Consider the following 14,576-nt stretch of genomic DNA (forward strand, 5'->3'; position numbering starts at 1 on the left):
CACCTTGCGCGACGGCCGCACTCGCGGGCGATGTCGTGCTTCACCGCACCACCGCCATCGATGGCGCGACCGCGGCGCAGCAGCGCTGGCACATCTACCAGTCGAACCTCCGCCCGCGGTCCGACTGACCGCCGCTAGCGGCCGCCGGATAAGACCGGACGCTTACTTCGGCGCGTTGGCGCGCGCGTCCTGCCCATCGCCTTCCGGCGCGGCGATGATGTCGCGCGTCGTCTGCCCCTTGTCGACGACGTTGGTGCCGGGGTCGCCCGCCGACGAGCGGATGCCCGGATCCGCGGTCGCGCCGCCGGCCGACTGGACGACCGCAGCCTCGCTCGCGCTGCGCGGCGCGGAGCCGAACAGCGCCTCCAGCGTCTGCGCCTGCGCGCCCGTCACCGATTGCACGCGCGCGGCGCCCGGCGTCGGCGGTACCAACGCGAAATCGGGCGGGATGATCAGCGACGGCTGGCGCGCCACCGCGAACTCGTCAGGCCGATCGCGATCGAGCCCGCCGCTCGCGCATCCTGCCAAGAGCCCCGACATCAGCATTGCCGCCGCGGCTGCTCCAAGCGCCACCACTTTACGCATTCACATTCTCCGAAACCGTCTGAGCCGGCTGTTGCGCGGGTTTATCGCGGATCAGCAGCGCGCGCACCAGCAGAATGAGCACGCCAATCGTGATCGCCGCATCCGCCACGTTGAAGACGAGGAACGGCCGCCACTCGCCGAAATGCAAGTCGGCGAAATCGACCACATAACCAAGCCGCACGCGATCGAGGATATTGCCGAGTGCGCCGCCAAGCACCAAGCCGAGCGCCAGCTTGTCGGCCGCCTTCTCCTCGCGCCACATCCACCACGTGACAGCGACGGCGATCGCCGCCGTCATCGCGACAAGCGCCCAGCGCGCGATATCGCTCTCCGCGCGCAGCAGCCCCAAGCTCACGCCCATGTTCTGCACGAAACGCAGGTCGAAGAACGACACGATCTCGCGCGAGGCGCCGAGAAAATCGATCCCGAGCGGACCGGTGACGAGCCACTTGCTCAGCTGGTCTAGCACGAACACCGCCGCCGCGGCGGCGAGCCCCGTAACGGGCGCACCACGCGTCACGCCGTAGCCTCATCGACAACGGCAGCGCAGCGGCCGCACAGCGCGGTATCCTCGACCACTTCGGGCAGCAGCCGCCAGCAACGCCCGCACTTGTGATAATCGGTCCGGCTCACCGTCACCTCATCGCCCGGCGATACCTTCGCCACGATGAACGCCTCGGCCAACTGGTCGACCGGCAGCGGCGTGTCGGTGACGGTCACGTCGGCTTCCAGGCTCGAGCGTACCACCTTCTCACGGCGTAGCGGCTCGATCGCCTCGGTCACGCGCTCGCGCAGGCGGCGCACTTCGAGCCAGCGGGCGCTGACGTCCTCGCCCGCTTCGGCCGGCAGTTCGGGCCAGTCGAGGAAATGCACCGAGCTACCCTCATCGGGGAAGCGCGATTGCCACACTTCCTCGGCGGTGAAGACCAACACCGGCGCTGCCCAGCGCACCATGGCGTGGAACAGCACGTCCAGCATCGTACGATACGCCCGCCGCTTCACGTCGTCCGCGGCGTCGCAATAGAGCGAATCCTTGCGGATATCGAAGAAGAAGGCTGACAGGTCTTCGTTCGCGAAATCGCTCAGCAGGCGGACGTAGCCGTTGAAGTCGAAGTCGGCGATCGCACGCTTGAGTTGCTGGTCCAAGGCATGGCCCAGATGGAGCATATACCGCTCCAGCTCCGGCCATTCTGCCACCGGCAGCTTCTCCGCCGCATCGAACCCGTCGAGCGCACCGAGCAGGTAGCGGAACGTGTTTCTGAGCTTGCGATACTGGTCCGCGACGCCGGCCAGGATCTCCTTGCCGATGCGGTGATCCTCGGTGAAATCGACCGACAGCGCCCACAGCCGCAAGATGTCCGCGCCATAATCGCGCATCAGGTCGAGCGGGTTGATCGTGTTGCCGAGGCTCTTGGACATCTTCATGCCCTTGGCGTCCATCGTGAAGCCGTGCGTCAGCACCGCGTCGTACGGCGCGCGTCCCCGCGTGCCGCAGCTTTCCAGCAGCGACGACTGAAACCAGCCGCGATGCTGATCGGACCCCTCGAGATAGAGATCCGCGGGCCAGCTGAGCTCGGGCCAACGCCCGCTTTCCAGCACGAAGGCGTGGGTGCAGCCCGAATCGAACCACACGTCGAGTATGTCGGTGACGCGTTCATAGTCGGCAGAGTTACGCCCCTCACCGAGGAAGCCGGCCGCCGCCTCATCGGTCCAGGCATCGACGCCCTTCTCGCGGAAGGCCTCGACGATACGGGCATTAACCGCCGGGTCGACGAGCAGCTCGCCGGTCGCACGATGGACAAACAAAGCGATCGGCACGCCCCAGGCGCGCTGCCGGCTGATCACCCAGTCCGGTCGCCCCTCGACCATCGCGCCGATGCGGTTGCGCCCCTTCTCGGGCACGAAGCGGGTCGCTGCAATCGCGGCGATCGCCTTCTGCCGCAGCGTGTCACCGCCCTCGATCGGCTTGTCGACGGCAATGAACCACTGCGGCGTGCAGCGGAAGATCACCTTCGCCTTCGAACGCCAAGAATGCGGATAGCTATGCTTGAAATCGTCACTCGCGCCGACCAGCGCGCCAGCTTCACGCAGGTCGGTGCAGATCGGGCCATCGCTGGCGACGAACTTCTTGTTGATGACGCTGCCCTGCCCGCCGAGCCACGCCCAGTCGGAACGGTACATGCCTGCTGCATCGACCGCGAAGACCGGATCGATGCCGTGCGCCTTGCACAGCTCGAAATCGTCCTCGCCGTGGTCGGGCGCCATGTGGACAAGGCCGGTACCGGCATCGGTGGTGACGAAATCGCCCGCCAGAAACGGCCGCGGCCTGGCGAAGAACCCGCCAAGTTCATGCATCGGGTGGCGCGCGACGGCGCCCGCCAGCTTGTCACCCGTGATCATCGCCAGCGCGGTGACGGTGCCGGCTTCGTCGCCGACCTTCATCACCACGGGATGGCCGATGCGCGCGCCAAAGCTGTCGATCAGATCGCGCGCGACGAGCAGCGTGCGCGGTTCGGTCGCCATGTCGTCGAACCGTGCGAGGACGTATTCCACCTCCGGGCCGTAGGCGAGTGCTTGGTTGACCGGGATCGTCCATGGCGTCGTCGTCCAGATCACCGCGTGCGCGCCGACCAGCTCGGGCGCGTTCGGCGCTTCGACGATCTCGAACGCGACGTCGATCTGCGTCGACACCACGTCCTCATATTCGACCTCGGCTTCGGCCAGCGCGGTCTTCTCGACCGGCGACCACATCACCGGTTTCGCGCCGCGATACAGCTGCCCCGTCTCGGCGAACTTCATCAGTTCGGCGACGATCGTCGCTTCGGCGGCAAAGTCCATGGTGAGGTACGGCTTGTCCCAGTCGCCGTTGATGCCCAGCCGCTTCAGCTGCTCGCGCTGCGTGTCGACCCACTTCTGCGCATAGGCGCGGCACTCGGCACGGAATTCCGCCGCCGGCACCTCGTCCTTGTTCAGCTTCTTCTTGCGATACTCCTCCTCGACCTTCCACTCGATCGGCAGGCCGTGGCAGTCCCAGCCCGGCACGTAAGGCGCGTTCTTGCCCAGCAGCGCCTGCGTGCGCACCACCATGTCCTTCAGGATATGGTTCAGCGCATGGCCGATATGCATGTCGCCATTGGCATAGGGCGGGCCGTCGTGGAGGATGAACGTCTCGCGATCGGCGCGCTGCTCGCGCAGCCGCTGGTACAGGCCAAGCCGCTGCCACCGCTCCAGGATCGCGGGCTCCTTCTGCGGCAGTCCCGCTTTCATCGGGAAGTCGGTCTTCGGCAGGAAGACGGTGTCGCGCCAGTCCTTCTGATCGGGCGCGGATGCGGAGGGGGTTTCGTCGGCCATAGAGGCTCGCGCCCTTAGCCGAGCGTCACTCCGCCAGCAACGCCCGCGCCCGATCGCAATCCGCGGCCATCTGCGCCTTCAGCGCATCGAGGCTGTCGAACTTTGCCTCGGGCCGCAGAAAGTCGATCAGCGCCACCTCGATCGTCTGGCCGTAAAGGTTCTCGGAAAAGTCGAACAGATACGGCTCGAGAAGCTCCTTGGGCGGATCGAAGCTCGGCCGGATCCCGAGGTTGGCCGCCCCGTCGATCACCCGCCCATCGGCGAGCGCCACACGAACCGCGTAGATGCCGTAGGCGGGGCGAAGATAGTTGCCGAGATCGACGTTGGCGGTGGGATAGCCGATCTCGCGCCCCAGCTTGTCGCCGTGGCGTACCTCGCCGGCGATCGTGAACGGACGGGTCAGCAGCTGGGCCGCATTGCGCGGTCGCCCCTCGCGCAGCCCGGCGCGGATCCGTGTCGACGACACCGTCTCGCCGTCGAGCGTCACCGCGCCCACCGTGTCGGTCGAGAAGCCGTGATGGCGGCCGAGCGCCGCGAGGCTCGCGACGTCGCCGGAACGCGCCTTGCCGTAGGTGAAGTCAGCCCCCGTCACCAAGCCGGCGACGCCGAGCTGCCCGATCAGCCGCTCGGTGACGAAGGCATCCGCGTCAAGGCCGGCGAGGCGATCGTCGAAGTCGAACACGATCATCGCGTCGACCCCGGCGGCCTGCATCAGTGCTGCGCGCTGTTCGAGCGTCGTCAGCCGGAACCACGGCGTATCGGGCTTGAAATAACGCATCGGATGCGGATCGAAGGTCGCGACCAGTGCCGGTCTACCCTCTTCCCGCGCACGCTTCACCGCCTGGCCGACGACCGCCTGATGGCCGAGGTGGAAGCCGTCGAAATTGCCCAGCGCGACGATTCCGCCGCGCAAGTCCGGCGGCAGTATCTCACCCGCGTTCAGCCTGATCATTGCCTGCCGCTCCATCGTAGCGGCGCATAGCGGCGCGCGGTTCAGCGCACCAGCGTCACGAAACTGTACGCCGGGCGTCCTGCCTCGGCCGGATGATCTTCGCGGAAAATCTCACGCCAGCCTGTGAAAGGCGGCACGATCGTGTCTCCGTCAGGCGTGGCATGGACCTCGGTCAGCTCGATTCGGTCGGCCTCGTCCAGGAACAGTGCAAAGATGTCGGCGCCGCCGATCACTGCGGCATCGACACCCGCGAGCGCTAACGCGTGCGCCGGATCAGATGCCACTTCCGCGCCTGTGCGCTGCCATGCCGCGTCGCGCGTCAGCACGATATGGCGCCGTCCGGGCAGCGGCGCAGGAAAACTCTCGAACGTCTTGCGCCCCATGATCATCGCGCGGCCGAGCGTCTGCGCCTTGAAGCGCCGCAGGTCGGCGGGAAGATGCCAGGGCAGTGTGCCGTCGCGCCCGATGACGCCATTGTCGGCCCGCGCGAGATGGAAACTGATTGTCACCGCGCCGCGATGACGGTGCGCGCCGCAGGGTGCAAGCCCGTCGACGGCGGGGCACCCTGCTGCAGCAGCCAGGCGGCCAGTGTTGCGGTCGCGATCGTGATGACATACTCCCGCATAACGACGTCCTCCGTAACGACTACATGTGTAATCGTCAACGCTGAACGCCGCATGAACTTACCCCTCGGCTGCGCGCTCGATCCGCGCCAGCGGCGTTCCCTCGGGCACTTGCGCGCCCTCACTCGCTTTCAGGTCGGCGACGACACCGTCGAAAGGCGCAATCAGCGCCTGCTCCATCTTCATCGCCTCGAGCACCAGCAGCCGCTCGCCTTTGGTCACCGTTTGCCCGTCCGCGACGAGCACCGCGATGACGCGGCCGGGCATCGGCGACAGGATCGCCCCGTCACCCTCGCCGCTCCCCGCGACATGATCCGCGCGCCGCGGCCCGATCGGCCAGGCCTCGCCCTCAAGGAACAGGACGCCGTTGGCAATCGTCGCTCCCGCGTGATCGCCCCCAACGTCGATGAGATAGGGCTTGTCCCCCACCTCGACCTCGACGCGCGTTACCGACGGCGCATTGGCGCGAAAGCCGCGTAAGGCGGTCCAGGGATCGCCGCTCGTCGCCGGCAGGATCGCGGCGGCGGCTTCGGCCAGCACGAGTGGCGAGGGCTCGGTGCCCGGGATCAGCCGATCGGCATGACGCTCGATGAAGCCGGTATCGATCCGCCCCGCGACGAAGTCCGCATCCGACGCGGCGCGCGCAAGAAAGGCTGCATTGGTGCGCACCGGCCAGACCTGCGTACCGCGCGCCGCCGCCGCTAGCCGCGATGCCGCCTCGCGCCGGGTCGCGCCGTGTACGATCAGCTTGGCGATCATCGGATCGTAGAAGGGCGTCACCTCGCCCCCTTCCTCGACGCCGCTGTCGACACGCACGTCCGCCGGGAACCGCAGCCGATCGAGCGGACCCGTCGAGGGAAGAAATCCGGTCGCCGGATTCTCGGCATAGAGGCGCGCTTCCATCGCCCAACCGTCGATCACCAACTCCTCCTGCCGCTTCGGCAGCGGTTCGCCGCTCGCGACGCGCAGCTGCCATTCGACGAGATCCTGCCCGGTGATCGCCTCGGTCACCGGATGCTCGACCTGCAGGCGGGTGTTCATCTCCATGAACCAGATGTGATCGGCGCGCAGCCCGTCCGAACCGTCGGCGATGAACTCGATCGTTCCCGCCCCGACATAGTCGACCGCGCGCGCCGCCTTGACCGCCGCGTCGCATACCGCCGCGCGTGTCGCCGCATCCATCCCCGGCGCGGGCGCTTCCTCGATCACCTTCTGGTGCCGCCGCTGCAGCGAACAGTCGCGCTCGAACAGGTGGACGGCATTACCGTGCGTGTCGCCGAACACCTGCACCTCGATATGGCGTGGCGACAGGATGTACTTCTCGATCAGCACCTGCGTGTTGCCGAACGACGCCGCGGCCTCGCGCTGGCAGCTCTCCAGCATCGCGGCGAAGTCTGCTGGCGCATCGACCTTGCGCATGCCCTTCCCACCACCGCCGGCCACGGCCTTGATCAGCACGGGATAGCCGATCGCGTCCGCTTCCGCCTGCAATCGCGCTGTCGATTGGTCGGCGCCGAGATAGCCCGGCGTCACCGGCACGCCGGCGGCAATCATCCGCTCCTTCGCGGCGTCCTTCAGCCCCATTGCGCGGATCGCGGCGGGCGGGGCGCCGACCCACACCAGCCCGGCGGAGATCACCGCCTCAGCGAATTCGGCATTCTCCGACAGAAAACCGTAGCCGGGGTGGATGGCCTGCGCGCCCGTCTCCCGCGCCGCGGCGATCAGCCGGTCCTGCCGCAGGTAGCTGTCGGTCGCGGGCGCGGTGCCGATGCATACCGCATCGTCCGCCTCGCGCACGAACGGCATGCCGGCGTCGACATCCGAATGGACCGCGATCGTGCGGATGCCGAGGCGCCGCGCGGTGCGGATGATGCGGCGGGCGATCTCGCCGCGATTGGCGATCAGCAGGCTCTCGATCATGGCCATCACATCCGGAACAGGCCGAACTTCGGCGTTTGCGGGATCGGCGCGTTGAGCACCGCGGAATAGGCGAGGCCGAGCACGTCACGCGTCTGCACCGGATCGATGATGCCATCGTCCCACAAGCGCGCGGTGGCGTAGTACGGGTTGCCCTCGTCTTCGTATTTCTGGCGGATCGGCGCCTTGAACGCCTCCGCTTCGTCGGCGGACCAGCGCTCCGCATCGCGGTGCACCGTCGCAAGCACGCTTGCCGCCTGCTCGCCGCCCATCACCGAGATGCGCGCATTGGGCCAGGTGAACAGGAAGCGCGGGCTGTAGGCGCGCCCGCACATGCCGTAATTACCGGCGCCGAAGCTGCCGCCGATCAGCACGGTGATCTTGGGGACTGATGCGGTCGCGACCGCCGTGACGAGCTTCGCGCCGTTCTTGGCGATCCCTTCCGCCTCGTACTTGCCACCGACCATGAAGCCCGAGATGTTCTGCAGGAACAAGAGCGGCACGCGGCGCTGGCAGGCCAGTTCGATGAAATGCGCGCCCTTCAGCGCGCTTTCGGAGAACAGCACGCCGTTGTTGGCAAGGATCGCGACCGGCATCCCCCAGATCCGCGCGAAGCCACACACCAGCGTCGTGCCGTACAGCGGCTTGAACTCGTGCATCTCCGACCCGTCGACGATCCGCGCGATCACTTCGTGCACGTCGTACGGCGCGCGCACGTCCTGCGGCACGATGCCGTAGAGATCCTGCGGGTCCAATTTGGGCGGGCGCGGCGCGGCGACCTCGATGTCGATCGCTTTCGGTCGATTGAGCGTCGCGACGATATCGCGCACGATCAGCAGCGCGTGCGCGTCGTTCTCGGCGACGTGATCGACGACGCCCGATCGGCGCCCGTGCGTCTCCGCCCCGCCCAACTCCTCGGCGGAAATCACCTCGCCCGTTGCCGCCTTCACCAGCGGCGGGCCGGCGAGGAAGATCGTGCCCTGATCGCGGACGATCACCGTCTCGTCGGACATCGCGGGCACATAGGCGCCGCCCGCGGTGCAGCTGCCCATCACGCAGGCGATCTGCGCAATCCCCTCCGCCGACATCTGCGCCTGGTTGAAGAAGATCCGACCGAAATGCTCGCGATCGGGAAACACCTCCGCCTGATGCGGCAGGTTGGCGCCGCCCGAATCGACGAGGTAGATGCACGGCAGGCGGTTCTCGCGCGCGATCTCCTGCGCGCGCAGGTGCTTCTTCACGGTCAGCGGAAAATACGCCCCGCCCTTCACCGTCGGATCGTTGGCGACGATCATGCACTCGCGTCCCGACACACGGCCGATGCCCGCGATCATCCCGGCACCCGGCGCGCCATCGGTGTTCGCCGCGTCGCCGTACATCCCGTTCGCCGCGAGTGCGCCGACTTCGAGAAACGGCGAGCCGGGATCAAGCAGCCGCTCGACGCGGTCGCGCGGCAGCAGCTTGCCCCGCGCGACGTGGCGCGCGCGATGCTGCTCCGATCCGCCGAGCGCGGTGCGTGCCACCGTCTCGCGCAGGCTATCGGCGAGCGCGCGGTTGTGCGCCGCGTTGGCGGCAAAGGTGTCGGAACCGGTGTCGACGAGCGTCTGGATCGTGGTCATGCCGGTCGCCTCATTCCCCGCTTGCGGCGTTGCGCCCGATCAGCTCGCGCCCAATCAGCATGCGCCGCACTTCGTTGGTGCCGGCCCCGATGTCGAGCAGCTTGGCGTCGCGCCAGTAGCGTTCGACCGGCCAGTCCTTGGTATAGCCTGCGCCGCCCAGCGCCTGAATCGCCTCGCCCGCCACCTTCACCGCACTTTCCGACGCCAGCAGGATGCAGCCTGCGGCATCGAACCGCGTCGTCAGCCCGGCGTCGCACGCCTTGGCGACGGCGTAGACATAAGCGCGCGACGAACTGAGCGCGACATACATGTCGGCGACCTTCCCCTGCATCAACTGGAACTCGCCGATCGGGCGGCCGAACTGCTTGCGCTCGCGCACGTACGGCAGGACGACGTCTAGGCAGGCCTGCATGATGCCGAGCTGGATGCCCGACAGCACCACCCGCTCGTAATCGAGGCCAGACATCAGCACCTGGACGCCGCCGTTGAGCGGCCCCATCACCTGCTCGTCGCCGACGAAGCAATCGTCGAACACCAACTCGGCGGTCGGCGAACCGCGCATGCCGACCTTGTCGATCTTCTGCCCGATCGAGAAACCGGCGAACCCCTTCTCGATCAGGAATGCCGTGATGCCGCGCGATCCCGCGTCGGGCGTGGTCTTAGCATAGACGACCAGCGTGTCCGCTTCGGGCGCGTTGGTGATCCAGAATTTGGTGCCGTTGAGCCGCCAGCCGCCGTCGACCCTGTCGGCGCGCAGCTTCATCGACACGACGTCCGAACCGGCGCCCGCCTCCGACATCGCGAGGCTGCCGACATGCTCGCCCGAAATCAGCTTGGGCAGATATTTCGCCTTCTGCTCGGGCGATGCCCAGCGGCGGATCTGGTTGACGCACAGGTTGGAATGCGCGCCGTAGCTAAGCCCAATCGACGCGGACGACCGGCTGATTTCCTCGCACGCGATGAGGTGTTCGAGATAGCCGAGCCCGAGCCCGCCGTCCGCCTCTTCGACGGTGATGCCATGCAGCCCCAGCGCGCCCATTTCGGGCCACAGCTCGCGCGCGAAGGCATCCTCCGCGTCGATCCGCGCGGCGATCGGCTCGATCCGGTCAAGCGCGAAGCGCCGCGTGGTCTCGCGGATCGCGTCCGCCATCTCGCCGAGCCCGTGGTTGAGGTCGGTCACATCGCTCTCCTGTCAACGTCGCACGCGACGATAGGCGCCTGTGCAGCGCGCGCAAAATTGAAAGCGGCGCAACGATTGCATAGAGCGCGTCTATGATCGATCGTTACCACCTGCGCTATTTCCTCGCGGTGGTCGATACCGGCAATTTCTCGCGCGCGGCGGCGGCGTGCAACGTGTCACAACCCACCTTGTCGGTCGGCATCGCGAAGCTCGAGAAAGCGCTTGGCCATCCACTGTTCAATCGCACCAACCGGCGCGTCGCGCTGACGCAGGCGGGCGCGCGGCTGCTCGACCACGCACGCACGATCGAGAGTGGCTTCGCGGCCGCCGAACGCGCGGTTGCTGGCGCCGCGGCGACGCGGACGGTGCGTATCGGTGTCCTTTCAACGATCCCGCGCACCACGATCGAGGCTTTCCTCGTCGATCGCCGATCGCGCGGCAACGGCGATCGCATCGAAATCGTCGAGGGGCAGGATCGCGACCTGCGGGGACGGCTGGCGCGCGGGCGGATCGACGTCGCGCTGCTGGCGCTGCGCGATGCCGACGTCTCGGCAGGCGCGTCGGCGATCGTCAGCGAAGGCTATTCTCTCGCGCTCCCCATCGCGCACCCGCTCGCCGGCCGCGCGATCGTGGCGGCCGAGGAACTGGCGAACGACGCGATGATCGTGCGCCGCCACTGCGAGCTGCTATCGCAGACGAGCCGCTTCTTCACCGCGCGTGGCGTGCGCCCGTTCTTCGCGGCGCGCACGACCAGCGACGACAAGGCGCTGGCGCACGTGCGCGCCGGGCTCGGCATCACCGTCATGCCCGATCGCTTTCGTGAGTCCGGCGTCGCCCGCGTGCCGCTCGACGCGTTCGACTTCGTCCGCGCGCTCGGATTGGTCTTCGCACCGCACCACGACGCGGCGGCAATGGCGCGCAGCCCGACGATTGCCGCGCTGGTCGCGGCCGTTGCGGCGACCGAGACGTGAGCCGGCGCGCCTAAACCGCGACGTCGGCCTTGATCGCAGGGTGTGGATCGTAGCCGTCGACCACGAAATCCTCGATCCGGTAATCATCGATCGACGCCGCGCGTCGGACCAGCCGCATCGTCGGCGCGGCGCGCGGCGCGCGGCCGAGCAGCGTCTCGGCCTGATCGAGATGATTGAGGTACAGGTGAACGTCGCCGCCGTGCCAGATCAGCTCGCCCACCGCGAGATCGGCCTGCTGCGCGATCATCATCAGCAGCGCGCTTGCGCCAATCCAGTTGAACGGCGTGCCGAGGAATTGGTCGGCGCTGCGCTGGAACAGCAGGCAGCTCACGCGCCCGCCGCGCACGTGGAACTGATACACCATGTGGCACGGCGGCAGCGCCATGTCCCTGAGGTCGGCGACGTTCCAGCCGTGAAACAGGATTCGTCGGCTCGACGGATTAGTGCGCAGCAGGTGGATCACCTCGGCAATCTGGTCGATCGTCTCGCCGCGGCCATCGTCCCACCGGCGCCACTGCTTGCCATAGACCGGCCCCAGATCGCCCCAGCGCGCCGCGAAATCGGCGTCGTCGACAATGCGCTGCTCGAACGCCGCTTGGCTGATCGCCTCGCCCGTCTCGCGGCGGTAGCGGGCGAGCGGCCAATCGGTCCAGATGCCGACCTTTGCCGCGACCAGCGGCCGGATGTTCGTCTCTCCGGTGAGGAACCAGAGCATCTCCTTCACCGCCGTCTTCCACGACACTCGCTTTGTCGTCAGCAGCGGTACCGTTCCGTCCGACAGATCGAAACGCGCCGACGCGCCAAAGATCGATCGGGTGCCGACGCCCGTCCGGTCGATCCGCTCCTCTCCAGTGTCGATGATCGACCGCAGGATCGCGGCATATTGGTCGTCGGCGCTGAACAAAGGCGACTCCGGAAGCGGGAATGAGGCGTGGGGCGTAGCCGTAGCCGTCACGCCGCGCTGCGTCATCCGCGATCGCGCCACGAGTGCAGCGGCGTTGCCGGCGATCGGCAGTCTGGGCCGAAACGGAGGCGACCCGACGCGATCGTCATAGGTGTTGGGCACAGGCGCGCGATGCACGGACTGGCGCAACCGATATCGGCGTTCCTCGACGAGCTTGCCCGACAACGCGTCGAGACCGCGGTGTTCGTGTTCCTCGATCATGGCGGCGAGCCGCTAGGCTGGCATCGCCAATCATCGGATCATCCCGAGGTCGTCACTGTCCGCATCCGCTCGGTCGTCAACCGTGCGCTTGCGCTCGAGGCGGCGCAAGTCGTGATGGCGCACAACCACCCCTCGGGCGATCCCGAGCCGTCCGCCGCCGACCTGCGCTTCACCCGGCAGCTCGCCACCGTGCTCGAGGCGCTAGGAATTCGGCTGGTCGACCACCTCGTGCTGGCGCCGGGCGGCTCCGTCAGCTTTCGTGCGCGCGGGCTGCTTTGATGCGTCGAGCCGGCACGAGCGGATCTGTTCGGGCTCGGGCCGCGGCCCCTCGGTCCTGAAGGTCGCGAAATAGCCGCCCGCCGACGGCATCGACGTCAGCGTCACCAGCTTGTAGCCGACCGCCGCGAACTCGCAGCGCAGCAGCGCGGGCGGCGTGCCGTGATCGGCCGTGCGCCGATTCGCATCGACCACCACGACAAGCCCGTCGGGGCGGAGCGACGGGCGCATCCGCCACAGGAACTCGTACGGCTGCTCGATCTCATGGTACATATGCACCATGAAGATACGATCGAAGCTCGCCTCTGGCAGCTTCGGATCGGCCGGCGCGCCAAGCTTGACGCTGACATTGTCGAGCCTTCCGCGCGCCACGCGATCGGCGAGCATGTCGCGCGTCGCAGGCACGATATCCTGCGCCAGCACGCGGCCGTCGTCGCCCACCTTCTGCGCCAGACGGATCGTGTAATAACCCTCGCCCGCGCCGATGTCCGCGACCGTCATGCCCGGCCGGATCGCGGCGCGTGTCATCACCGTCTCCGCCTCGTTGACGCGATCGCGCGCTTCCTCATTCGACCAGCGCGCGGACACGATATGGGCGACCGGGCGGTCGGCGACGGGAAACGGGCCGGGCTGCTTGGGTTCGCGCTTGATCAGCGGCGCGCCGCCGTCGCACCCCGCCAGCAGCACCAGCGCCGCCGCCGCGGTCAGACAGGTGCCGGCGCGGCGGGGCGCTGCATGCAGGGAAGCGGCGCGGGGCACGCGCTTACTCCACGTCCTCGACGTCGACCGCCTCGCCCGTCACGCGCTGCGCCAGCGCGGCGGCCATGAATTCGTCGAGATCGCCGTCGAGCACGTCACCCGGCGAGGTGGACGTGGCGCCGGTGCGCAGGTCCTTCACCAGCTGGTATGGCTGCAGCACGTAGGAGCGGATCTGGTGCCCCCAGCCGATATCGGTCTTGGTGGCGTTGACGGCGTTCGCCTCTTCCTCGCGCTTGCGCAGCTCATGCTCGTAGAGCCGCGCGCGCAGCTGGTTGTACGCTTCCGCCTTGTTCTTGTGCTGCGAGCGCTGGTTCTGGCAGGCGACGACGATCCCCGTCGGCAAGTGCGTGATGCGCACCGCCGAATCGGTCGTGTTGATGTGCTGCCCGCCGGCGCCCGACGCGCGATACGTATCGATACGCAGCTCGCTGTCGTTCACCTCGATATCGATCGAATCGTCGATTACTGGATAGACCCACACGCTCGAGAAGCTCGTGTGGCGGCGCGCGGAACTGTCGTACGGGCTGATCCGGACAAGGCGGTGCACACCGCTCTCGACCTTGGCATAACCATAGGCGTTCTCGCCCTTCACCAGCAGCGTCGCGGACTTGATCCCGGCCTGCTCGCCGGCGTGATAGTCGATCAGCTCCACCCTGTAGCCGTGACGCTCGGCCCAGCGCGTGTACATGCGCTGCAGCATCTCCGCCCAGTCTTGGCTCTCGGTGCCGCCGGCGCCGGCGTTGATTTCAACATAGGTGTCGTTGGGATCCGCCTCGCCCGACAGCAGCGCCTTGACCTTGTCCTTCTGTGCGCGCTCGGCGAGCTGCGCGAGCGCGGCGGTCCCCTCGGACGCCATTTCCTCGTCGCCTTCGGCCTCGGCCATCTCGATCAGCTCGGCGGTGTCCGTCATCTCGGTCTGGATGCTGCGCGCAGCGGTGACCGCCTCATCGAGCCGGCGGCGCTCGCGCATCACGTCCTGCGCGGCCTTGGGGTCGTTCCACAGCGTCGGATCCTCGACCCGCGCATTGAGTTCATCGAGCCGCCGCAGCGCACGATCCCAGTCGAGGCTGCGCCGCAGCAGCGCCAGGGCCTCGTTGATCGTCTCGACATGGGCGTGCGCTTCGGCGCGCATGATAGTTCTCCAACCGTCGCAGCGAGCGGCCGGCGCTCAGGGCGCG

Annotated in this window: 13 protein-coding genes; 2 read left to right on the forward strand and 11 right to left on the reverse strand. The window is 67.7% G+C overall.

Going from position 1 to position 14,576, the window contains the following annotated elements; genetic code table 11:
• Positions 1-162: 162 nt before the first annotated feature.
• The 8 genes from B7L05_RS14515 to B7L05_RS14550 all read right to left on the reverse strand — a co-directional run bounded on the left by B7L05_RS14515 (position 163) and on the right by B7L05_RS14550 (position 10,197).
• The gene (locus tag B7L05_RS14515; RefSeq protein ID WP_085811005.1) at positions 163-585 is read right to left on the reverse strand and encodes a DUF3035 domain-containing protein; all 423 of its coding nucleotides are present in this window, start codon (positions 583-585) and stop codon (positions 163-165) included.
• A complete protein-coding gene (gene lspA / locus B7L05_RS14520; protein ID WP_085811006.1) occupies positions 578-1,105 on the reverse strand; it encodes a signal peptidase II in 528 nt (175 codons plus the stop codon). The genes B7L05_RS14515 and lspA overlap by 8 nt, the downstream gene beginning before the upstream one ends.
• Complete coding sequence (gene ileS, locus B7L05_RS14525) at positions 1,102-3,936, reverse strand: isoleucine--tRNA ligase (protein ID WP_085811007.1); 2,835 nt, start codon at positions 3,934-3,936, stop codon at positions 1,102-1,104. Before ileS ends, lspA begins: the two co-directional genes overlap by 4 nt.
• Positions 3,937-3,961: 25 nt before the next feature.
• Entirely contained in the window at positions 3,962-4,888 is a 927-nt protein-coding gene (locus B7L05_RS14530; RefSeq protein WP_085811008.1) for a bifunctional riboflavin kinase/FAD synthetase, read from the reverse strand.
• A 41-nt stretch (positions 4,889-4,929) separates the two neighbouring features.
• Entirely contained in the window at positions 4,930-5,397 is a 468-nt protein-coding gene (locus tag B7L05_RS14535; protein ID WP_085811009.1) for a dihydrofolate reductase, read from the reverse strand.
• A gap of 174 nt (positions 5,398-5,571) precedes the next feature.
• Positions 5,572-7,431 (reverse strand): biotin carboxylase N-terminal domain-containing protein, encoded by a 1,860-nt coding sequence (locus B7L05_RS14540; protein ID WP_085811173.1) that lies wholly within the window; start codon positions 7,429-7,431, stop codon positions 5,572-5,574.
• Between the two features lie 5 nt (positions 7,432-7,436).
• Positions 7,437-9,047 (reverse strand): carboxyl transferase domain-containing protein, encoded by a 1,611-nt coding sequence (locus tag B7L05_RS14545; RefSeq protein WP_085811010.1) that lies wholly within the window; start codon positions 9,045-9,047, stop codon positions 7,437-7,439.
• A 10-nt stretch (positions 9,048-9,057) separates the two neighbouring features.
• On the reverse strand, positions 9,058-10,197 hold the full coding sequence (locus B7L05_RS14550; RefSeq protein ID WP_085811174.1) for an isovaleryl-CoA dehydrogenase: 1,140 nt from the start codon (positions 10,195-10,197) through the stop codon (positions 9,058-9,060).
• Positions 10,198-10,319: 122 nt separating this feature from the next.
• On the opposite strand from B7L05_RS14550, the gene B7L05_RS14555 reads away from it, so the two are divergent.
• Positions 10,320-11,198 (forward strand): LysR family transcriptional regulator, encoded by an 879-nt coding sequence (locus B7L05_RS14555; protein ID WP_085811011.1) that lies wholly within the window; start codon positions 10,320-10,322, stop codon positions 11,196-11,198.
• Positions 11,199-11,208: 10 nt separating this feature from the next.
• Here B7L05_RS14555 and thyA read toward each other — a convergent pair whose 3' ends face one another.
• Positions 11,209-12,102, reverse strand: a complete 894-nt coding sequence (gene thyA / locus B7L05_RS14560) for a thymidylate synthase (protein ID WP_256926768.1) — start codon at positions 12,100-12,102, stop codon at positions 11,209-11,211.
• Positions 12,103-12,273: 171 nt separating this feature from the next.
• Between thyA and B7L05_RS14565 the strand changes: the two genes are divergently transcribed.
• Positions 12,274-12,642, forward strand: coding sequence for a JAB domain-containing protein (locus B7L05_RS14565; protein ID WP_085811012.1), 369 nt, complete (start codon positions 12,274-12,276; stop codon positions 12,640-12,642).
• Here the strand turns inward: B7L05_RS14565 and B7L05_RS14570 are convergent.
• The gene (locus B7L05_RS14570) at positions 12,565-13,347 is read right to left on the reverse strand and encodes a class I SAM-dependent methyltransferase (RefSeq protein ID WP_085811176.1); all 783 of its coding nucleotides are present in this window, start codon (positions 13,345-13,347) and stop codon (positions 12,565-12,567) included. The two genes, B7L05_RS14565 and B7L05_RS14570, sit on opposite strands and share 78 nt — an antisense overlap.
• A gap of 55 nt (positions 13,348-13,402) precedes the next feature.
• Positions 13,403-14,530, reverse strand: a complete 1,128-nt coding sequence (gene prfB, locus B7L05_RS14575) for a peptide chain release factor 2 (RefSeq protein ID WP_085811013.1) — start codon at positions 14,528-14,530, stop codon at positions 13,403-13,405.
• Between the last annotated feature and the right edge of the window lie 46 nt (positions 14,531-14,576).

This window comes from Sphingomonas sp. TZW2008, from assembly GCF_002117915.1.
GTDB lineage: Bacteria > Pseudomonadota > Alphaproteobacteria > Sphingomonadales > Sphingomonadaceae > Sphingomonas.